Genomic DNA, 20,814 nt, shown 5'->3' with positions numbered 1-20,814 from the left:
CAAAGCCGGCACGCGGTGGCTCTGCGAAGCTACACCACCAGCAGGGACACGACCCGCGCCACCCCTTAAGCCCAACAATAAAGGCCCGCCGGACGTCCCGGCGGGCCTTTCAAATTCACACCCTCAACCGCCGCTCACGCCCTCGGGCGCAGGCCGATCGAGTCCATCATCGCCTGGTCGCGGGCGGCTTCGGCGGCGCGCTCGGTCGCCTTTTCGCGGTCGTCGAGGATCTCGACCTTCTTCATGTCCTCGAAGGCCTCCTGGAGTTCGGCCTTGGCCTCCTCGAGCTGGCCCTTCAGATTGTCGGCGGACTGGCGGAGATTGTCGCGGCGGCCCAGCGCCGCCTTGGCATAGGTCGGGTAGGCGAAATGGGCGGGGTCGGAGATGCCGGCCCGGGCTTCCTCGCTCTGGATCTCGCGATCCAGATCGCTCGCCATGCGGTGGAAATCCGCGATCATCATCTCGATCTGGCTTACCCGGCGGCGCTTTTCGTCCACCTGGAAGCGCTTGAGACGCAGCAATGTGTCTCGCGACTTCATGTCGTTTCCAACTCCTGATCACGCATGGGGCGCGCGCCGACCCCTCGGCGCCCGCCCGGAACTCCTGCCGCGAGACAAAAAGCACAATGGCGCAAGGAGGTTGACCGTTCCTTACCGGAAAGCCTCGCATTCGCTGCATGGCCAGCGTGCGCGCCCGCTGCTGACGCAGGGCGGCGGCAGGGGATAGTAGCGGGGTCTCCGGGGCGCTCCCCGCGCCCGCCTCTGCCCCCGGGATCGCCCGCCTTGCCCGCCCTTCCGCGCCTTCCCGAGCATAGCCTGCTGATCGGCGGCCTCGTCGTCACCCGCATCATCGGCTGGGGCACGACCTTCTATGCGCTTTCGGTGGTGGCGCGCGACATCGAGCGCGATCTCGCCCTCGACGTCACCACCGTCTTCGGCGGCATCACGCTGCTGCTCCTGACGGGGGCGGCGCTGGCGCCGGCGATCGGCCGCCATCTCGACCGGGCCGGAACCCGCGGCGCGATGTGCCTCGGCGCGCTGTTCTGCGCGCTCGGACTCGCCCTGCTCGGTTTCGCGCAAGGGCTCGTCAGCTATCTCGCGAGCTGGGTCGTGATCGGCATCGGCCATGCCTTCTCGCTGGCCAATGTCGGCGGCGTCACCATCGCGCATCTGGTCGGCCCGCGGGCGCGGCGGGTGATCGGGCTGATGATGCTGGCGACGGGCCTGTCCTCGACCGTGTTCTGGCCGCTCACCGCCGCCCTCTCCGCCAGCTTCGGCTGGCGGACGACCTGGCTGGTCTTCGCGACGCTGCAGATCCTGATCGTGCTGCCGATCTATGCCACTGTTCCCCGCTATCGGCAGGGTGCGGCCGAGGCCGCGGCGCCGGCGGCCAACGCGGCCCGCGCGGACGAGGCGCGCGTCGCGCCGCCTGATCGGCGCACGGCCTTCTGGCTCGTCGCGGCGATCTTCTCCGCCAGCGGGCTCGTCTCCTGGGGCCTGCCGCTGCATCTGATCGATCTCTTGCGCAATGCGGGGATCGGCGCGACCGAGGCTGTCGCCATCGCGGCGCTGAGTGGGCCGGCGACGCTGCTGGCGCGGCTCGTCGACGCCGTGCTGGGCGAGCGGCTGCCGGTGGAGCGCACGGCGTTTGCAGGGTTGGTGCTCGGCCCGCTCGCCTGCCTGATGCTGGTGCTGCTGCCAGGTACGTCGCTGGTCGCGAGCGGCTTCGTGCTCTGCTTCAGCGCCGCGATGGGCGTGATCTCGGTGGCCCGGGCGACGCTGCCGCTCGCGCTGTTCGGCCGCCAGGCCTATGGCACGCTGATGGGAAGGCTGACGGTGCCGCAGAATCTCGCCTTCGCGGCGGCGCCGCTGCTCTTCGCCGCGATGATCGAGCATCTCGGGCGCGACAAGGCGCTGGTCGCCGCTGCCGCGATCCAGGCGCTCGGCGTCGTGGCGATGCTGCTGCTGTTCCGGCTGCTCGCGGGCGGCCGCGGCCTCAGCCGTTCATGATCGCGGCGAGCCTCGCATAGCATTCGGGCAGCGGCGTCGCGTCGTCCTTGGCCTGCTTGAGAAAGCCCTCGAGCGCGGGGTTCAGCCGGATCGCCTCGTCGACCTCGGCCGAGGCGCCCTGGCGATAGGCGCCGAGGCGGATCAGCTCCTCCATGTCCGCATAGGTCGCGAGTGTGGCGCGGGCCTTCTGCACGACCGGATAGAAGGCCGGGTCGCAGGAGCGCGGCATGGTGCGCGAGACGGATTTCAGGATGTTGATCGCCGGGAAGCGGCCGCGCTCGGCGATGGAGCGCTCCATCACGATATGCCCGTCGAGGATGCCGCGCACGGCGTCGGCCACCGGCTCGTCATGGTCGCCGCCATCGACGAGGACGGTGAAGAGCCCGGTGATGGCGCCGTCGCCGACGCCTGGGCCGGCGCGCTCGAGCAGGCGCGGCAGTTCGGCGAAGACGGTCGGCGTATATCCCTTCGTGGTCGGTGGTTCGCCGGCGGCGAGCCCGATCTCGCGCATCGCCATGGCGAAGCGCGTGACCGAATCCATCAGGCACATGACCTGCCGGCCCTGGTCGCGGAAATACTCCGAGAGGGTCAGGGTCGTCAGCGCGGCCTGCTTGCGCATGAGGGCCGGCTCGTCGGAGGTCGCGACGACGACGACCGAGCGCGCGAGGCCTTCGGGGCCGAGATCGTCCTGCAGGAACTCCTGCACCTCGCGGCCGCGCTCGCCGACGAGGCCGATGACGTTGACGTCGGCGCGGGCATAGCGCGCGAGCATCGACAGCAGCACCGATTTGCCGACGCCGGAGCCGGCGAAGATGCCCATGCGCTGGCCGAGGCAGCAGGTCAGGAAGGCGTTGAGCGCGCGCACGCCGAGATCGAGCGGTCGGCCGACACGTCGTCGCGAATGCGCCGGCGGCGGGTCGTTGCGGAAGGTGTAGAGTTCCTCGCCCTGCGGCAGAGGCGGCCCGCCATCGACCGGGCGCCCGAGCGCATCGACGACGCGGCCGAGCCAGGCCGGCGTGGGCTTGAGGCCCGGCGCCGCCTTGTCGATATAGACCGGGCAGCCGCGGCGCACCCCGTCGAGCCCGCCGAAGGGCATGACCAAGGCGCGGTCGCCCGAGAAGCCGATGACCTCACAGGGCACGCGGCTGCCGGGCGCGATCTCGATGCCGACGCGCCCGCCGAGGCTCATCGCCCCGATCGGCCCCGCCACCTCGACCAGCAGTCCGCGCACGGCGTTGACGCGACCATAGACGATGACGGGATCGAGCGCCGCGATCGCGGCGGCGAGCCCGGAGAGCCGATCCTGTCCATGGGCGGGGCTGTTCATGCGCGTCCCGGTTAATCTCTCGCCGGACTGGCGGCAACCGCTGCGCCGTCCGGTGACGGTCGGATGCGGCGCATCCGATGAGGAGGATTTGAATCGGATTGTCTGTGGAAACACAACCACGTGGAAAGGGGCGGGCTCCTAGGCCGGGCGGGTCTCACACCGGACCGGCCGATGATCCTCGCGCTCGCCTTGTTCACACTCGGGGCCTGTGCCGGGCTCTTTCCCGACGGGACCTATCGCGCGCTGCTGCTGATGCTCGCGATCCTGCTGCTGTTCGCTTCCTGGGTGCTGTTGGGCGAGGTCGACATCTTCGGCTTCTTTGTCCTGGGCGGCCATCTGCTGGCGCTGGGCTCCGGCTACCTCACGGGACTTTATTACCAAAGCCGGTCCTGACAGCGGCGTCTTGCTCTCCTCGCCCGCCATGAAACCGCGCCAGGCCTGTGCGAAACCTTGCAAGCGACGGGATGCGTTTACCCTTCATTAAGCCGGCCGATTAACACTGTGTTTCGAGACCGCGTCACGCCGAGTGAGCCTTTCCGGCCCGACGTGCGGCACGGTCTCCGCGAAAGCGACTTTCGCGGGCGAACAGCGTCACGATCCGTGTCAAATTCGACTCACCTCGACAAGGATCGGCGGCGTTCTCCCAGGAAGCGCTTGCGCACGGGAATCACGGTTTGTTAACCATTTCCTCGTAGCGTGTCGCGTGGCGTTTCAACGGGCAAGTACGTCGTCGTCCTGAGCCGTGGGGGTTCGGACGAGAAGAGCGGTCAGCTTGCCTGCGGGCGAAATTGGGGACGTGGACATGCGGGTTCTGCTCATCGAGGACGATAGCGCGACCGCCCAGTCGATCGAGCTGATGCTCAAATCCGAGAGCTTCAACGTCTATACGACGGATCTCGGCGAAGAGGGCGTCGATCTCGGCAAGCTCTACGATTACGACATCATCCTCCTCGACCTGAACCTGCCCGACATGTCCGGCTACGAGGTTCTCCGCAGCCTGCGCGTCGCGAAGGTCAAGACACCGATCCTGATCCTCTCCGGCCTCGCCGGCATCGAGGACAAGGTGAAGGGCCTCGGCTTCGGCGCCGACGACTACCTGACCAAGCCGTTCCACAAGGACGAGCTGGTCGCTCGCATCCACGCCATCGTCCGCCGTTCGAAGGGCCACGCCCAGTCGGTGATCACGACGGGCGATCTCGTCGTCAACCTCGACACCAAGACCGTCGAGGTGGATTCCGCCCGCGTCCACCTGACCGGCAAGGAATACCAGATGCTGGAGCTGCTCTCGCTCCGCAAGGGCACGACGCTGACCAAGGAAATGTTCCTGAACCACCTTTATGGCGGCATGGACGAGCCCGAGCTGAAGATCATCGACGTCTTCATCTGCAAGCTCCGCAAGAAGCTCGCCAACGCTTCGGACGGCAAGAACTACATCGAGACGGTCTGGGGCCGCGGCTATGTGCTGCGCGAGCCCTCCGAGAACGAGGAACGCATTCCGGCCTGACCGCCGTCACAAGGCGGTCACGAAACGCCTCCATGTTAGACCCAGCCTGGTCGTCGGATGTACACGACAGGCTGACGGGGACCCCGCCGGAAGGCGGGGTTTTTGTTTGTCGGTGTCAAGAAAGGGCGGCTATCGCGGGGCCCGCGACGCCCTCAGTGGCGCAGGCCGACTGCGGCGCGGATGGGTTCCAGCGGGAGGCCGAGACCTGCCGGCTGGGCATGGACCGAATGCTGGCCGCGATAGACGCCACGGTGCTGGCGGTCCGGCACGATCGATGTCGAGATCCCGATCACTGTTTCGGCCGCGCCGAGCAGCAGTGCGCCCTGCGGCAGCAAGCGAGGCGCCAGGCCGTCCAGGACTCTGGCCTTGGTCGGGACGTCGAAATAGATCAGCACGTTGCGACAGAAAATGACATCGAACTGGCCGAGATGGCCGCTCGGCTCGAGCAGATTATGCTGGCGGAGCTCGACCATGCCGCGCAGCTTCTCCGAAATCCGCCATTTGTCGCCTTCCTGGTAGAAGTGCTTCAGCAGCATTTGGATCGGCAGGCCGCGCTGGATCTCGAACTGGCTGTAGAGCCCCTTGCGGGCCCGGTCCAGCACCTCGCCGGAGATGTCGGTGCCCACGATCTGGATTTTCCAGCCCGCGAGGCGCGGCGCCATCTCGTCCAGGATCATGGCGATCGAATAGGCCTCCTGGCCGGTGGAGACGGCAGCGCACCAGATGCGCAGGGAGCGGTGGCCCGCATTCGCCTCGAGCCGCTCGGGCAGGATCACGTCGCGGAACAGCTCGAAGGGCGTGTGATCGCGGAAGAACAGGGTCTCGTTGGTCGTCATCGCCTCGACGACGGCATGCTCGAGCGTGGGGTCCGCCCCGAAGCGCAGGGCCTGGATGAGCTGCGCGAGACCCTCGATGCCGCGTCGGCGGCAGAGGATGCCGAGACGGCTTTCGGCCAGATAGCGCTTGTCCGGGCTCAGTGCGAGGCCGGAGCGGAGAAGCAAGAGCTGCCGCAGGAAGGCGAAATCGGCTTCCGTCATAAGGGCTGCCCCGTCTTCACGAGGCTACGGATGGCGGGGCCGATATCGTCGAGCGGGATCACGGCGGAGGCCTGCTGGGCTCGAACGACGGAGCCGGGCATGCCCCAGATCGTGCTGCTCTGCTCGTCCTGTGCGATGACGGCGGCGCCCGCACGGCGCAGCGCCCCGGCGCCCTCCGTGCCGTCCGAGCCCATGCCTGTCAGCACGAGCCCCAGAGCGGCCGAGCCGAGATGGCGTGCGGCATCGTTGAAGAGCACATCCACCGCCGGCCGGCAGAAGCGGACCGGTGGGCCGTCGCCGATCGCGGCGGTGATGTGGCCGAGGCGCCGGTCGATGCCGAGATGGCGGCCGCCCGGCGCGATATAGATCGTGCCGCGGACAAGGCGTTCGCCGTCGAAGGGCTCGCGCGCCGGGATGCCGATATAGCTCGCGATCTGCTCGGCGAAGGAGGCCGTGAAGACGGGCGGCATGTGCTGAACCACGACCGTCGTCAGGTCATGCAGGGCGTCGCCGATGTCGAAGAGTACCCGCGCCACGGCGCGCGGGCCGCCGGTGGAGGCGCCGATGACGAGGTAGCGCGGGACGGTGGAGACGAATTGGCGCAGGCTCGTCGGCGCGGCCGGCGCGAAGTCGACCTCGTGCTCGAAGGGCAGGGCTCCGGGGCGCAACCTCGCCTGCGCGACATTGCCGAGTTTCAGCAGGAACTCGCTGCGGAAGTCGAGGGAGAGAGTCAGGCCGCTGCGACTGTCAGGCTTCGAGACGACGTCCATCGCGCCCTTGGTCATGCATTCCAGCGCGATGCGCGTGTTGCGCTCATTCAGTGTCGTGGCGAGCAGCACACCGGTATGCGGGCTTTCCTTGAGAATCTGCGGCAGGGCGGTCGCGCCGTCGACGCCCGGCATATCGAGATCGAGCACCATGACGTCGGGCTTGAAGCGCCCGGCATGTGCCACCGCCGTCTCGCCGTCGCCCGCCACGGCGACGAGGTGAAACTGGCCGCTTTCCCCGAGCCAGCGTGCGAACAGCCCGCGCACGACGACCGAGTCGTCGGCGATTACCACCGTCTTGTGGCGGCCGGGCGGCTGCAGGCCCATGGGGGACAGCTTGTTCATCCGACAGCCTCCGGATGCGTCGCGTCACCCCGGCGCGGGGCGGCGGCCATCATCTTCTCAGGCTGTCGCGAATGGCTCAAAGCAGTCCGACCTGGTGGAATTTGGAGGCGACGATCTCCTTGTCGAACGGCTTCATGATGTATTCGTCGGCCCCGGCATGCATCGCCCGCGCGATATGGGCGATGTCGTTCTCGGTCGTGCAGAAGACGACCTTCGGGCGGCGCCCGCCCGGCATCTGGCGCAGTGTGCGCAGGAAGTCGTAGCCGTCCATGATCGGCATGTTCCAGTCGAGCAGCACGGCATCGGGCATCTCGCCCTTGCAGGCGTCGATGGCACGGGCGCCGTCCTCGGCTTCCGCGATGCGGAACTGCAGGCCTTCGAGGATGCGCCGCGCGACCTTGCGGATCACCGCGGAGTCGTCAACGACGAGACAGTATTTCATGGCGGGTCTCCAAATCGGTGCGGTGGCGCTTCAGGCCGCCGCGTCCAGCTCGATTGCGAGGATGGCATCGACGTCGAGAACGACGAGAAGCCGGTCTTCGAGGCGGTGAACGCCGGTGGCCAGCGCGGCCCAGCCCCGGTCGAGATGCACGGGAACGGGCTCGAAGGTCGACTGGTCCAAGCGCATCACCTCTCCCACGGCATCGACGATGAGGGCGTAGGCCTCGCCCTCGTGGTCGATTCCGACCGCGACGAGTTCCTGTTTGCCCTCGCGATCTTGCCTGAAGGTGACCGGGCGCCCCAGCCGCCGCCGGAGGCAGACGGCGGTGACGATGCGCCCGCGCAGATTGAGGAGACCGATGATTTCCTTGGGTGCGCGCGGCACCACCGTGATGCGGTTGGTGATGAAGACGTCATGGACGCGCCCGATCGGCAGCCCGAGGAGCTGGTCGCCGATGCGCACCGTCACATAGTCGAGCGAGTCAAAGGCCGTCACCGACGGCTCCGCCGGGTTGCGCGCGTCCTCGCGTTCCGGGGTTTCGTTCCGGCCGGGGATCATGCCGCCTCCCTCAGACCGGGCCGCCGGTCCGCCAGCTCGCCGAGCAGGGCCCGGCGGTCGAATTTGGCGATGACCTCGTCGAGGCGGGCCTGACCCGCCCGCATGTGAAGATCGGGAGTCACCAGAGTGGTCATGCCGATCAGGCGCAGTCGATTGCCAGCGGCGGTGTCGCGCAGCGAGGCAGCGAAGGCGAAGGCACCGTCGATGTTACCGTCGAGATCGATCAGCACCATGGCGATCGCCTCACTCGCCAGCTCCTGACGGGCGGCCGTAAAGTCGGAGGCGAAGACGACATGATGGCCGGACGCCTTGAGAACCGGCGTCAGCATGTCGCGCAGGAAGCGCGAGGGCTCGACGAGCAGAATGTCGGCCCCGGCCGCGCGCTCCGCGGAGCCCACGCCCGATGGCCGCCAGCCGCGCTCGTTCATCGGCAGATAATGGGCGAGATCGATGATGTCGGTCGCGCGGCCGCGGATCATGGCCGAGCCGACGATACCGCGATCCTGGATGGCGGCCATCTCGATGTCTAGCACCTCGTCGACGATGTCGACGATGGCATCGACGGCGAGCGCGACGGTCATGTCGGCATCGGAAATGATCACCAGGGGCTGAAGACCCTCCTGCCGCAGTCGGGTCTCCGCCACCGGGACGACTGGAATCAGGCGGTTGCGGTAGTGCAGCAGGGTTCGGCCGCTGCCATGCTCGAACAGCGCGGCATCGACCTCCTCAAGCCGGGTGACCAGCGAGAGCGGGACGGCACGCAGGCCTTCGGCCCCGGTGCGGAAGACGAGCATCGTGGTCTTGTCGACGACGGGAGCGGCGGTGGATGGCGCGTCCACATGGAAGGCCTCCCCGGCAGCAGTGCCGCCGACCAGGCCGGCGACGCCATTGGGGTCGACGATGAGCACAACCGCGCCGTCGCCGAGAATGGTGTTGCCCGAGAAGAGCGGGATATGCCGCAGCTTGCTCGACATTGGCTTGACGACGATTTCCTCGGTATGGAAGACGCCGTCGACGAGGATGCCGAACTGGCGCTCGCCAATCTGGGTGACGACGATGAAGCCGTCGTCGAAGCTCGGCTCTGCGGTTCCCATCAGCGCCGAGAGCGCGATGACTGGTAGCAGCCGGCCGCGCAGCCGCAGGATCGGGGCGCCGTTGATGTCCTCGATGCGGTGATCCGCGCCGGATTTCACCCGCACCAGCTCGCGCACGACGATCTGCGGGATGGCGAAGCGCTGTTCACCCGCCACGACGATCAGGGCGGCGACGATCGCCAGCGTGAGCGGAATCTTGATCGTGATCGTGGTGCCTTGGCCGGGCTTGCTGACGATGTCGATCAGGCCGCCGATCGCGTCCACATTGACCTTGACCACATCCATGCCGACGCCGCGGCCCGAGATCGCCGTGATGCTGTCGGCGGTCGAAAAACCCGGATGGAAAATGAAGCGGCTGACCTGGGCGTCGCTCATCCGCTCGATCTCGGCCTCGCTCGCAAGCCCTTGCCGGATCGCCTTGCGGCGGATGCGCTCGATGTCGAGACCGCGCCCGTCATCCGCGACGGCGATGGTGACCGAGCCACCCTCGTGATAGGCGGCGAGGCGGATGGTGCCATGGTCGGGCTTGCCGAGGGCGCGCCGCTCGGCCGGCTGCTCGATCGCGTGATCGGCGCAGTTTCGGACCATGTGGATCAGCGGGTCCTTGATCAGATCGAGGATCTGCCGGTCGAGTTCGGTGTCGGCGCCTTCGGTGATGAGTTCGATCCGCTTGCCCAGTTCGGCGCCGAGGTCGCGCACGATCCGCGGCAGCTTCGACCACGCGTTGCCGATCGGCTGCATTCGCGTCTTCATGACGCCGTCCTGCAACTCGGCAGTGATCAGCGAGAGGCGCTGGAGCGGGCCTTTCAGCCCGTTGTCGTCCTGCTTGCGGGCGATCTCGAGCAACTGATTGCGCGTCAGCACCAGCTCGGACACCATCGTCATCAGGTGTTCGATGGTGTCGACATTCACGCGCAGCGTGGCCGGGCCCGGTGAACGGCTCTCGCGGGCGCCGGTTTCCTCGTTCGCGGAGGTGGCCAGCGTCTCGATGCGCCCGTCGGGCCCGCGCTGCGGCTCGGGCGCGGCGCGAAAGACGAGGTCGAGCCCATCCTCAGTCGGAGGGACGTTTTCCGGCTGCGCATGGCGTGCCAGATAGGCGGCAACCGGGTCGGTGCCGGAGGGAACGGCCGCTTCGGCCTGCCGCAACTGGCCGCGGGCATGGTCTGCGAGAATGCCGAGTTCCCTGATGAGGTTCTCGTCGGAGCCCGCCGGCTCCTCGCCCTTCTCGGCCAGTTCGGAGAGGATGTCCTTGACGCGGTCGATCGTCTCGAGCACCGCCGTGACCGCGATCGCGCTGACATTGGCACCGTCGCGGAACTGCCCGATCAGCGTTTCCGCGGCATGGGTCAGCGCCTCCAGGCGCGGCAGCCCGATGAAACCGCAGGTGCCCTTGACCGTGTGCACGAGGCGGAAAATGTTCGCGAGAATCTCGCGATTATTCGGCTCCTGCTCGAAACGCACGAGTTCCCGATCGACGGTGTCGAGATTCTCGCCCGTCTCGGTCAGGAACTCTTGCAGCAAGTCGTCCATGCAGGGGACCACCACTCAACGCGACAACACACGACAACAGCTAAGCATCAGAAGGGTTGATGATCGGTTGAGATCGAGCCGAAAGCGCGCCCGATCGCGCTTTATTCCGCCTTGGTCGCGGTAATGGTCACGGTGTCGCCCTCGATGCCGAAGGCGATCGACATGCCGGCGGCCTTGGCGACCATGCCGGTGTAGAGCGGCTGAACGGCATGCGCATCGATCGTGCCCGTCTCGGAACGGCCGGCGATCAGCTCCTCGACATGGGCCGGAATGCGGGCATGCGAGCCGCTGGCGGTGATCGTGAAGCTGCCCTGCTCGCCCTCGACCGTCGCACGCGACACCAGCTTGCCGCCGCGCGGGACCGCCTGAGTCGCGATGATCAGCAGGTTGAGCAGGAGCTTGACCTGGTTCTTCGGCAGCAGGGCGCGGGGAGCCTCCCAGTCGAGCGAGAGCTTCTCGTCGTTGAGGAATCCGTTGGCGACATTGCCCGCATCGCCGAGATCGATCATGGCGCCGGCCGAGCCGGCGGCTCCGAAGGCGAGGCGCGCGAACTGCAGGCGCGAGGAAGCGTTGCGAGCACTCTTCTTTATCAGCTCGAGCGCGAAGTCGCGCATCGAGGGGTCGTCTTCCTCCAGAACCTCCAGCGCGTTGACAATGGCACCCACCGGGCTGATCACGTCATGGCAGACACGGCTGCAGAGAAGCGCGGCCAGATCGAGCGGCTCGAGCGAGATGGCGGTCATGGGGTGTGTCCTGGGGTCAATGCTGCCGGTCGCAGCGGGCAAACGGCTCGCCGTTCGATGAGATATGGTGGTATCTTGGTTTTCATGTGGTTAAGTCCCGGTATCCAGATCCGTCGGCCAGAACGGCGGCGCGCGTGACGGCGCCCGCGTCTTCCGATCGAATGGAGCCCAATCGCGACGATCCGCGCCTGACGGATCTCGACGAGGTGGCCCGCCGGCTCGCCGAGGCGGCACGGCTGAGCGGAGCTGTGCTTCTGGCGATGCGGGCGGCCCGCGACGTGAAGATCAAGCCCGACGGCTCGCCCGTCTGCTCGGCCGATCTGGCCGCCGACCACACAGCCAAGGCAGCGCTGGCACGGCTGCTGCCAGACATTCCGGTCATCAGCGAGGAGAGCGTGGGTGAGGTCGCGCCGGCGCCCCTGTTCATCCTGCTCGATCCGCTGGACGGCACGCGCGAGTTCCTTGCCGGCGGAGACAGCTACTGCGTCGCGATCGCTCTGGTGCGTGGCGACCGACCGGTGGCCGGTGCGATCGCCGCGCCTGCCGGCGGCCGGGTCTGGTTCGCGGGGGAGAGCGCCTTCGTGCAGGCCATGTCAGCCGATGGGACGCCGCAGGATGGTGCGCAAGCCATCGCGGTGCGGCCGCTGCCGCCGTCGGGCCCGACGACGCTGGTGAGCCGTTTCCATGGCGACGCGATGAGCGACGGCGTCGCCCGTGCGCTCGGCTCCGCCGCGACATTGCCGATGTCCTCGGCCGTGAAGTTCGGGATGATCGCTTCGGGCGAGGCCGATCTGCATGTGCGCGGCGGCCAGACCATGGAGTGGGATATCGCTGCCGGCGACGCGATCCTGACAGCGGCGGGCGGTGTGGTGCTGGGGCTCGACGGCAATCTGCCGCGCTATGGCCTGGTCGCGCGCGGGTTCCGCAATCCGCCCTTCGTCGCGGCCTCCAGCGAGGCTCTGGCGCGTCGCGCGCTGGCGGCCGTCTGACGGCAGACGCGGTGTCTCAGCGGACGAGGCTTTGCGCCACGCTGCTCCAGCGGCCGTCCGCCCGGTTTCTCAGCTGCGCATCGGCGAGGAAGCGCTGGCGGTTCTCCGCCGTCCGGAAGAGAAACAGACGCGAGCCGACAATGGCGAATTCGCGCGGGTCAATCTCGACGGCGCGGCCGTCCGCCACCGCTGCCGCATCATAGCCGGAGAAGGCGGGCGCATAGATTTCGGGGGCGTCGCGGAAGGCATCGCGGTTGGCCGCCGAGACGAAGCGCCAGACCGCCCCGTCATGGACGATCTCGTAGGCGCGGTCGCCGGCGACCGCATGTCCCTCCAGGCGGTAGGCGATCGGATCGTAGCCGCGTAGGGCGAGGCCGGAGCGAACATCGTGCAGCACGCCGTCATTCAGGACGGGCAGGTCCGGCAGACCCGCAGGAAGCCGGCCCGAAGCCGCGCTCGCTTCAGCCGGCAGAGCCGTCAGCGCCACCAGCGCAAACGCCGCCATGGCACGCGCCAACGCCGTTCGCGGCGCGAGGATCGTCGACGGGGCGCCGCGGCCCCGCCTTGTTCCAGCCTTCATCACCGGCAAATCCTGATCTCCATCGCTGCCGGTGGACGTGCCCCCTGGCTGGCGTCTTCATGGGTTGGATACGCTTTGGGGGGTATCAGAGTGGTTACCGAACTGGTTCGGATTGCGCCGGATCGTGCGAGACGGTTTCTTTTCCGTTGAAGACGCAAGGTCCGCAGAGGTCTGATCCGCACGGCCGTTCAGGCGGTCGGAGACCCGTGACCAAGGCCGTCCCCGCCGACCGGGCGGGGAAGCCGACACCCGGAGATCGCACCCCATGACCACGACACGTCGCAGCCTGATCAAGGGTGGGCTCGTGCTCGCCGGCGCCGGGCTCGTGCCGGCCGGCCCGCTGGCGCCGCTCGCCGGCCCGGCGCTGGCCCAGCAATCCTATGGCCAGAGCCGCTCCTTTTCCCAGAACGAACTCGTCACCTCGGGGCACCAGTTCTTCGGCAACGTCTCCCGCGGGCTCGCCCTGACGGTCGAGGAGGCGGTCCGGCGATGGGGCGAGCCCAACGGCTATGTGCTCGGCCAGGAGGCGTCCGGCGCCTTTGTCGGCGGTCTGCGCTATGGTGAAGGCACGCTGTTCACGCGCAATGCCGGAGACCGCAAGGTGTTCTGGCAGGGGCCCTCGGTCGGCTTCGACTTCGGTGGCGAGGGTGCCCGCACCATGATGCTGGTCTATGGGCTGCCCGCGGTCGAGGCGCTCTATCAGCGTTTCGTCGGCGTCGATGGCTCGGCCTATTTCATCGGCGGCTTCGGCTTCACGGCGCTGGCGGCGGAGGGCGTCACGGTGGTGCCCATCCGCACCGGCGTCGGCTGGCGTCTGGGCGTCAATCTCGGCTATCTGAAGTTCACGCCGCAGGCGACCTGGAACCCGTTCTGAGCGACCGGCGCGGGCGCGCGACGGATGGGAGACAACCGATTTCCGGTTTGCGACGCCTTGCCTTAGTCTGACGATCCCCCGGATGTGGAGCCGCTCGCCTTGATCGAAGCTGCCATGCTCGTCGCGCTCGGCTTTCTCTGCGCCAGCCTGATCGCCCTGTCGATCGTGCCGGCGCTGAACCGCCGGGCCGATCGCCTGGCCCGCAAGCGGGCGGAGGCAGCCTTCCCGCTGTCGCTCGGCGAGATCGCGGCCGACCGCGATCATCTGCGCGCGGAGCTCGCGCTAAAGGCCCGGAGCGCCGAGCAGGAGACCGAGCGTGCCTTCGCGGCGAAGGCCGCAGCGATGCAGGAGCTTGGCCGACGCGATATGCGGATCGGCGAGCTCGAAGGGGTGGTTCGCGAGCGCGACGGGCGGATCGCCGCGCTCGAGACGGATCTCGAGGCCACGCGCGCGGATCTGGCGCAGACCCGGGCGGCCCTCGCGGCCGAAACTGTCGCGCTCGGCGAAACCCGCGCGACGCTCGACCAGCGCCTGGCCGATCTCGCCAGCCTCGAACGTGATCTGGCCGAGACGCGAAGCTCCTTGACCGGCACGGGCGCCGACCTCGCGGCAAGGGTCGCCGAACTCGCCGGAGAACGCGAGACGCTGGGCCGGACCCAGGCGCTGCTCGCCGAGCGCGAGGGTGAGCTGGCGCAGCTGCGGCAGGATTACGATCAGATTCGGGTGGCTCAGGTCGAGGACAGGACGAAGATTCTTGTCCTCGAAGGCAAGTCATCTGACCTCGCCGACCGTCTGGCGGCGAAGGAGCGCGATCACGCCGCGAGCCAGGCGGCGCTGGCGGCGATGACCGAGGATCGTGACGGCGAGCGGCTGCGGGCCGATGCGTTGGCCGCGCGTGTCGAGCAGGCGGAGGCGGGTCTCGCGGCGGCGGATGCGCGCGCGGTGGCCGCCGGCGTCGAGGCGGCACGCCTCGAGAGCCAGCTGGCCGCGGAGATCGCCGCCCATGCGATGGAGCACGAGGCTAGGCAGGGGATCGAGCGGGAGATGGCGCAGACGAAGGCCGAGCAGGAGGCGAAGGCTTCACGCGACGCCGAGGACATCGCTGCCCTGCGGCGCGACCTCGGAGAGCGCGACGGGCGGCTCGAAACGCTCCATGCCGAGCTGCAGACGCTGCAGGGAATGCTGGAGCAGTCGCGGGAGGAACGCGCCAGGCTGCAGCGCGAGGCGGCCGATGCGCGCAAGGCTGGTCGGACAGCAGCAGCCCCCGATCCGGAAGCCAATGCGGCGCTGCGGCGCGAGATCATGGCCGTCGCCGAGCGCCTGATGAACCTGCCGCCGCAGCGCGAGGCGGCGGAGTAACGCGCTTTCCCACGCAATCGCCGTTCCCCCGGCCGCGATCATGCTCTAGGAAGGCGCGCCCGCGCTCCAGCGTCCAGAGCCCCGCCGACATGGTCCTCGCCCGTGACTGACATCCGCTACGATCTCCTCTGCATCGGCGAGCCGCTGGGCGAGTTCAACGCCACCCGTGCCGAGAGCGGCGCCTTCCAGTTCGGCCATGGCGGCGACACCTCGAACTGCGCCATCGCCGCGGCGCGGCAGGGTGCGAAGACGGCCTATCTCGGCGCGCTCGGCGACGACATGGCGGGCCGCTCGATCCGCGATCTCTGGCGCCGCGAGGGCGTCGACGATACCCATGTCACGACGCATCAAAGCGCGCCGACCGGGCTCTATTTCGTCGATCACGGCCCGTCCGGCCATGTCTTCTCCTATCTGCGCGCCGGCTCGGCCGCGAGCCTGATGGGGCCGCGCGACGTGCCGCGGGACCTGATCGCCTCGGCCCGTATCGTGCAGGCGTCCGGCATCAGCCAGGCGATCTCGGCCTCCGCCTGCGACGCGGTGTTCGAGGCCTTTGCGATCGCGCGCGAGGCCGGCGTGACCACCGCCTATGACACCAATCTGCGCCTCAAGCTCTGGCCGCTGACCCGCGCCAAGGCGATCATCAACGCCGCCTGCGGCATGGCCGACATCGTGCTGCCGGGCTATGACGACGCCACCCAGCTCACCGGTCTGAGCGATGCCGACGCCATTGCCGATTTCTATCTGCGGCTCGGCGCGAAGATCGTCGCTTTGACGCTCGGCCATGAGGGCTCGCTGGTCGCGACGCCGGAGCGCCGCGAGCGGCTGGTGCCGATCAAGGTGGACGCCATCGACGCCACCGGCGCCGGCGACTGCTATGACGGGGCCTTCCTCGCCGAATACATCCGCACCGGCGACGCCTTTGCCGCCGGAGCCTACGCCAATGTCGCCGCGGCCCTGTCGACGCAGGGCTTCAGCGCGGTGGCGCCCCTGCCGCGCCGTGACGATGTCGAGGCACGGATGGCTCTCGAGGCGAAGAAAGCAAACTGATGGCCGTTCCGGTTCTGAACGAGGCGGGCGCGCTGCTCGCCCGCTACGACGTGCTGATTAGCGATGTCTGGGGCGTGGTGCATGACGGGCTCTGGGCGCTGCCGCCGGCCTGCGCGGCGCTGACGCGCTATCGCGAGCAGGGCGGGGCCGTGGTGCTGCTCTCCAACGCGCCGAGCCCCTCCGAGCAGGTGGCCGAGCTGCTGGACAAGAAGCGCGTGCCGCGCAGCGCCTGGGACCGGCTGATTACCTCCGGCGACGTGACGCGCTCGCTCGTCGCCGAGAGCCACCACCGCAAGATCTTCCATATCGGCTGGCAGAGCGACCGCACCGTCTTCGACCGCGCCGATGTCGAACTGGTCTCCGAGGACGAGGCCGATCTCGTCGTCGCCACCGAGCTCAACGACTATCGCACCGAGCAGCCGGAGCAGTACCGCCCCCTGCTGGAGCGCTTCGCGGCGCGGGGGGTGCCCTTCATCTGCGGCAATCCCGATCTCGTCGTCCATGTCGGGCACGACCTTTTGCCCTGCGCCGGCTCGCTCGCGCTGATCTACGAGGAACTCGGCGGCAACGTCGCCTATGCCGGCAAGCCTTATCGCCCGGCTTATGACCTCGCCCTGGAAGCGGCCCGCTCGGCCCGCGGCGGCCATCCGGTCGATCCCGCGAAGGTGCTGGTGATCGGCGATGCGGTGCGCACCGATCTCGCCGGCGCGCGGCTGATGGGCTTCGACAGCCTCTTCATCGCCGGCGGCATCCACCGCGACGAGACCATGCGCGACGGGGCGCTCGATCCGGCGGGGCTCGCGGCCGTGCTGGCGGGGAGCCCGGTCAAGCCGATCGCGGCGATGGCGGCGCTGGGGTAGGTTTCTGCTCTTCGAGGAGCAGCGCTCTAGCCGTGAGCCCTCGCCGCCCGGAGCCGCTTCCCGAGATCCTGGAAAAGCCCCCGGAAAGGCTTGAACACGAAGCGCACCGTCGACCGGCCCGGCGGGACGGCGACCGCTCGAAACAGGACGTTGGCGCGCAGGATTTCGGCCGGGGCACCGTCGATCTCGACCTGCCACCAGGGGTGCCAGACGTCGTTCAGGACGACATAGCCGCCCTGGGGCGCCTCGACCCGAAGCGTCACTTCGGTGGTGCCGTAATCGGCGATGCGGACGCTGCCGGCAGGGCTCTGGCCGGGTGGGTTCGCCCCTGCGGGTGCCGCTGTGCCTGCGGGCCGGCCGGTCGCCAGTGGGTCCCGCGGCAGGGGCGGCAGGGCGCGGTCTAGCAGCACGGTCCGGCGCGGGTCGAAGCCTGAGGGCCACTGGCCGGTGGCGAGGATCGCGTCGAAATCGGCGGTCTCGGCTTTCGTTACCAAGAGCACGCGGGGCAGCGCGCGCGGGTTCTCGTAGACATAGGCGTCGGGCGTGCGGGCGATCAGGGTGAGGTCGCCGGGCTTCAGCGCCTTGTCGATCTGCTCGACGGGGACGCCGGTTGCGATGAAGCGCAGGCCGAGCATGTCGGCCAGCAACGAGCGATAGCCCGGCATCAGCGGCGAAAAGGTGCGCTGGTCGGGCAAGGCGACATGATCGCCGGCGCCGGTCGCCTTGCTGTAGATCCCGAGCCGCAGCGGGTTGTAGCCGAGCGTGTTGTCCAGGCGATGGACGAGGCTGGCATTGGGCCAGTGGAAGCCGATGCCGGCGAGTTCGATGCGGTCGCGCCGGTCGGGGCCGGCGGTGGCGGCCGTCTCGCTCTTGAGCAGGGCAATGGTCTCGTTGGTGCTGTCGGCGCGCAGCACGTCGTAGTCCTGCGCGGGCAGGGCGGTGGATTCGCTCGGGCCGTTGTTGACCGAGAGATCGACCGTCAGCGTCGCGGCGAGCACGATGGCCGCGGCGAGGCCGGACCCTCGCAGAGCCAGGCCGCGGGCGGCAACGAGGCCGCCCATCGCCAGCACGCCGCAGAGCAGCGCGGTGACGAGCGGCACTGCGGCCACCGAGAGACGCCCTACCGTCCAGGCCAGCCAGAGCGCCAGCCCGAGCGCACCCGTGAAGATTGCGGCTTCGACGACGCGCTGCCACGGCTTTGCGCGCGGCGCGGCATCGGTCATGACGAGATGGGTGAGGTAGCCGCCGAGCAGGGCTAGCAGCGCGCCGAGGATGAAGAGCGCGTCGGCGGGGCGGCGGTAGAAGGAGATTCCGGGAAGTTCGAACAGCAGCCGGAAACCCGGCGTGAAGCGCCCGAGCGCGAAGATCAGCACGAGCAGGGCCGCGACGCTGAGCGCGACGATCTCGCGGCGCAGCAGCGCGCCGCGGACGACGCCGATGGTCAGGATGAGCCCCATCGGGATCAGCCCGAGATAGAGCTGGCTCATGTTGCGGGCGAGGTAGAGGTCCTGAGGGCCGAAGCGCGCCTCGAAGGCGGGGCTCGGCGCGCCCCAGAAATTCTCAAGCGGGCCGGCCGCGCCATAGAGATTGGCGAAGAGTCCCGTGAGCAGGGCAGCCGGATGCAGCGAGCCCTTGCCGGCGCCGATCAGGTCGATCGCCGGGCGATTGGAGCCCTCGGCGAGAACGGCCGTGAGCAGGATGGGTACGGTCGCGACGAGCAGGGCGCCGACCGCGCCCGCCAGCAGGGGCAGCAGGCTCGTCTTCAGCGCCTGCCAGGGCCGGGGCGCCATGGCGATGGCGGCGATGACCAGCCCGGCGAGGACGTAGACGCCGAGCAACGCGACCTGGTCGCGGCCGAGCACCATGAAGCCGGCGACGAGGCCGGCCGCGAAGCCATAGCCGATCGATCCGCGCTCGAGGGCGCGTGCGATCAGCGCGAGGGTGATCGCGAAATAGCCGAGGCTCAGCACCTGGCCGATATGCTGAATGCGCCACGCGGCCGCTGCACCGAAGGCGAAGGCCAGCGCCGCGACGACCGCGCCGGTCGGGTGCCAGCCGCGGTCGCGGAAGATGACGACGAAGGCGAGCGCGCCGGCCAGAAGGCTGCCGAGCACCGCCCCGTCACCGAGACGGAAGCCGGGAACGGGTTCGAGCGCGGCAATCAGCGCGAAGGGCGGCGAGAAGATCAGCGACTGCGGATCGGCGATCTGCGGCGAGCCGGCGAAGACGTACGGAGTCCAGAAGGGCGAGCGACCGCTGTGCCAGGCCTCGGCCAGGAACTGGAGCTGCGGCTGAAAATGCGCCTTGGCGTCCCAGGGGATGGTGACCATCCCCGACAGCCAGGGCCAGGACAGGGAGACCCAGGCCAAAATGACAATGGCCGCCACGGCGGCCAGCGGCCAGCGTGACGGCGTCGTCAGGGTGTCGGAAGCATCGTGCGGCGGCATCGCGTTGCGGTGCCCGAACTTGTCCGGACGTTCAAGCCCATGGGGCAAGGCGGCAGCCCCGCCTTCCGGCTCAATCCTTCGGCGCGGCCCGCGCCATCAGCGCGTCCATGTCGATGAAATGGCCGGCGCGGTCGCGCTTCGAGGCGAGATAGCGGACATTGTGGACGTTGGGCCGCCCGAGAACACGCTGCGTCGCATCGACCTCGAGGCCGGCGGCCTTAATCGCGCCGACCTTGAGCGGGTTGTTGGTGAGCGCCGTGACACGGGTCACGCCGAGCTGCTTCAGCATGGTCGCCGCAAAGTCGAAATGGCGCTGGTCGAGATCGAAGCCGAGCACCTCGTCGGCGTCATAGGTGTCCCAGCCCTGGCTCTGCAGCTTGTAGGCACGCATCTTGTTGGAGATGCCGTTTCCGCGGCCCTCCTGATCGAGATAGAGCAGAATGCCGCCCTCATTCTCGGCCATCCACTGCACGGTCTCGCGCAGCTGGTCGCCGCAATCGCATTTCAGCGAACCAAAGAGATCTCCCGTCAGGCAGGCCGAGTGCAGGCGGACGGGGACGGGCCCCGAGAGATCGGGATTGCCGACGATGATGGCGACCTGATCGCGCAGGCCTTCGCCACCGCGGAAGACGACGAATTCGGTGTCGGGCGCTCCCTCCAGCGGGACCGGCGCACGGCCGACGATGGTCAGCGTCGCCGCCTGGGCGGCGCGGTAGCCGTTGACGGCCTCGATGTCGACCTCGACCAGCGGCTCGCCCGCGGTCTGCTCGGCCGTGACCGGCACGATGATCGTCGCGGGCAGCACGAGCGAGAGACGGGACAGTTCGAGCGCAGCGTCGTCCAGCGCCGAAGCGGGGGCGACGGGAGCATCCACCTTGCCGTCGATCTTCAGTGCCAGCATTTCGATGCGGGCGAGGTCGAGCGTCGGCATGGCGAGGATGCCGGTCTCGGTGCGGTTCTTCGCGCCGAGGCGACGCAGTCGCGCGGGCGTCAGCGCGAGATAGGCCTTGCCGCTCGCAAGGGCGTCAAGCCGGCCGACGAGTTCCGCATCCGCGAGCTCGGCCGAGAGAGCCAGCAGACGCGTCTCAGCGGAGCGTAGCAGGACCGGACGCCCGGCCCGGAATTCGGAAATGGCCCGGTCCACCGCCACGAGGCTCGTCTCGAGCGGGCGTCCGAACAGCGTACGCGACTGAAGCATCGGATTGTCCGTCAGATGGGGCTGGCTCAGGAATCCGGGCTCAGTCGAGGCTGGGTCCGGGAGGAGTTAAGGCTTCTACGGCCGCACAGGCGATATAGATCATC

Annotated in this window: 19 protein-coding genes; 8 read left to right on the top strand and 11 right to left on the bottom strand. The window is 68.6% G+C overall.

Translation table 11 applies throughout. The features are described 5' to 3' along the window. Window positions 1–134: 134 nt before the first annotated feature. Window positions 135–539, bottom strand: a complete 405-nt coding sequence (gene fliJ, locus AX750_RS02940) for a flagellar export protein FliJ (protein ID WP_066720298.1) — start codon at window positions 537–539, stop codon at window positions 135–137. A 243-nt stretch (window positions 540–782) separates the two neighbouring features. Here fliJ and AX750_RS02935 point away from each other — a divergent pair, with 243 nt between their 5' ends. Beyond that, entirely contained in the window at window positions 783–2,009 is a 1,227-nt protein-coding gene (locus tag AX750_RS02935) for an MFS transporter (protein WP_066720303.1), read from the top strand. On the opposite strand, the gene fliI is transcribed toward AX750_RS02935, so the two are convergent. Then, window positions 1,996–3,336 (bottom strand): flagellar protein export ATPase FliI, encoded by a 1,341-nt coding sequence (gene fliI, locus AX750_RS02930; protein ID WP_066720306.1) that lies wholly within the window; start codon window positions 3,334–3,336, stop codon window positions 1,996–1,998. The genes AX750_RS02935 and fliI overlap by 14 nt on opposite strands. 171 nt (window positions 3,337–3,507) lie before the next feature. Here fliI and AX750_RS02925 point away from each other — a divergent pair, with 171 nt between their 5' ends. Continuing rightward, the gene (locus AX750_RS02925) at window positions 3,508–3,729 is read left to right on the top strand and encodes a hypothetical protein (RefSeq protein WP_066720309.1); all 222 of its coding nucleotides are present in this window, start codon (window positions 3,508–3,510) and stop codon (window positions 3,727–3,729) included. Window positions 3,730–4,138: 409 nt separating this feature from the next. Then, a complete protein-coding gene (locus AX750_RS02920; RefSeq protein WP_066720312.1) occupies window positions 4,139–4,840 on the top strand; it encodes a response regulator transcription factor CtrA in 702 nt (233 codons plus the stop codon). 152 nt (window positions 4,841–4,992) lie between these two features. Here AX750_RS02920 and AX750_RS02915 read toward each other — a convergent pair whose 3' ends face one another. From AX750_RS02915 to AX750_RS02890, 6 genes are all read right to left on the bottom strand, one after another. Further along, window positions 4,993–5,877 (bottom strand): protein-glutamate O-methyltransferase CheR, encoded by an 885-nt coding sequence (locus AX750_RS02915; RefSeq protein WP_066720315.1) that lies wholly within the window; start codon window positions 5,875–5,877, stop codon window positions 4,993–4,995. Next, entirely contained in the window at window positions 5,874–6,989 is a 1,116-nt protein-coding gene (gene cheB, locus AX750_RS02910) for a chemotaxis-specific protein-glutamate methyltransferase CheB (protein WP_066720318.1), read from the bottom strand. The genes AX750_RS02915 and cheB overlap by 4 nt, the downstream gene beginning before the upstream one ends. A 76-nt stretch (window positions 6,990–7,065) precedes the next feature. Beyond that, window positions 7,066–7,431 carry a response regulator gene (locus AX750_RS02905; RefSeq protein ID WP_066613758.1) on the bottom strand — a complete coding sequence of 122 codons (366 nt, stop codon included), beginning with the start codon at window positions 7,429–7,431 and terminating at the stop codon, window positions 7,066–7,068. 30 nt (window positions 7,432–7,461) lie between these two features. After that, window positions 7,462–7,989, bottom strand: coding sequence for a chemotaxis protein CheW (locus tag AX750_RS02900; RefSeq protein ID WP_082735324.1), 528 nt, complete (start codon window positions 7,987–7,989; stop codon window positions 7,462–7,464). Further along, the gene (locus AX750_RS02895; protein ID WP_066720320.1) at window positions 7,986–10,613 is read right to left on the bottom strand and encodes a chemotaxis protein CheW; all 2,628 of its coding nucleotides are present in this window, start codon (window positions 10,611–10,613) and stop codon (window positions 7,986–7,988) included. Before AX750_RS02895 ends, AX750_RS02900 begins: the two co-directional genes overlap by 4 nt. Before the next feature lie 101 nt (window positions 10,614–10,714). Next, window positions 10,715–11,356, bottom strand: a complete 642-nt coding sequence (locus tag AX750_RS02890) for a histidine phosphotransferase family protein (protein ID WP_066720324.1) — start codon at window positions 11,354–11,356, stop codon at window positions 10,715–10,717. A gap of 161 nt (window positions 11,357–11,517) precedes the next feature. Between AX750_RS02890 and AX750_RS02885 the strand changes: the two genes are divergently transcribed. Next, entirely contained in the window at window positions 11,518–12,345 is an 828-nt protein-coding gene (locus AX750_RS02885; protein ID WP_066720327.1) for a 3'(2'),5'-bisphosphate nucleotidase CysQ, read from the top strand. 16 nt (window positions 12,346–12,361) lie between these two features. On the opposite strand, the gene AX750_RS02880 is transcribed toward AX750_RS02885, so the two are convergent. After that, entirely contained in the window at window positions 12,362–12,925 is a 564-nt protein-coding gene (locus AX750_RS02880; protein WP_156446524.1) for a YHS domain-containing (seleno)protein, read from the bottom strand. Window positions 12,926–13,190: 265 nt separating this feature from the next. Between AX750_RS02880 and AX750_RS02875 the strand changes: the two genes are divergently transcribed. The 4 genes from AX750_RS02875 (at window position 13,191) to AX750_RS02860 (ending at window position 17,065) form a co-directional block, all read left to right on the top strand. Further along, on the top strand, window positions 13,191–13,799 hold the full coding sequence (locus AX750_RS02875; protein WP_066720333.1) for a DUF1134 domain-containing protein: 609 nt from the start codon (window positions 13,191–13,193) through the stop codon (window positions 13,797–13,799). 99 nt (window positions 13,800–13,898) lie between these two features. After that, on the top strand, window positions 13,899–15,158 hold the full coding sequence (locus tag AX750_RS02870) for a hypothetical protein (protein ID WP_156446525.1): 1,260 nt from the start codon (window positions 13,899–13,901) through the stop codon (window positions 15,156–15,158). Window positions 15,159–15,260: 102 nt separating this feature from the next. After that, window positions 15,261–16,205, top strand: coding sequence for a sugar kinase (locus AX750_RS02865; RefSeq protein WP_066720338.1), 945 nt, complete (start codon window positions 15,261–15,263; stop codon window positions 16,203–16,205). Continuing rightward, entirely contained in the window at window positions 16,205–17,065 is an 861-nt protein-coding gene (locus AX750_RS02860) for a TIGR01459 family HAD-type hydrolase (RefSeq protein ID WP_066720340.1), read from the top strand. The genes AX750_RS02865 and AX750_RS02860 overlap by 1 nt, the downstream gene beginning before the upstream one ends. Window positions 17,066–17,091: 26 nt before the next feature. Here the strand turns inward: AX750_RS02860 and AX750_RS02855 are convergent, their stop codons facing one another. Together AX750_RS02855 and ribA are read right to left on the bottom strand one after the other, a co-directional pair. Next, window positions 17,092–19,512, bottom strand: coding sequence for a hypothetical protein (locus AX750_RS02855; protein WP_066720342.1), 2,421 nt, complete (start codon window positions 19,510–19,512; stop codon window positions 17,092–17,094). 70 nt (window positions 19,513–19,582) lie between these two features. After that, window positions 19,583–20,710, bottom strand: a complete 1,128-nt coding sequence (gene ribA / locus AX750_RS02850) for a GTP cyclohydrolase II RibA (RefSeq protein ID WP_066720344.1) — start codon at window positions 20,708–20,710, stop codon at window positions 19,583–19,585. Between the last annotated feature and the right edge of the window lie 104 nt (window positions 20,711–20,814).

Origin of the sequence: Methylobacterium sp. CCH7-A2, assembly GCF_001557075.1 — a bacterium.
Lineage (GTDB): Bacteria > Pseudomonadota > Alphaproteobacteria > Rhizobiales > Beijerinckiaceae > Allobosea > Allobosea massiliensis.
Note: the sequence above shows the minus strand (reverse complement) of the source record. Positions and strands in the feature narration are given on the sequence as shown.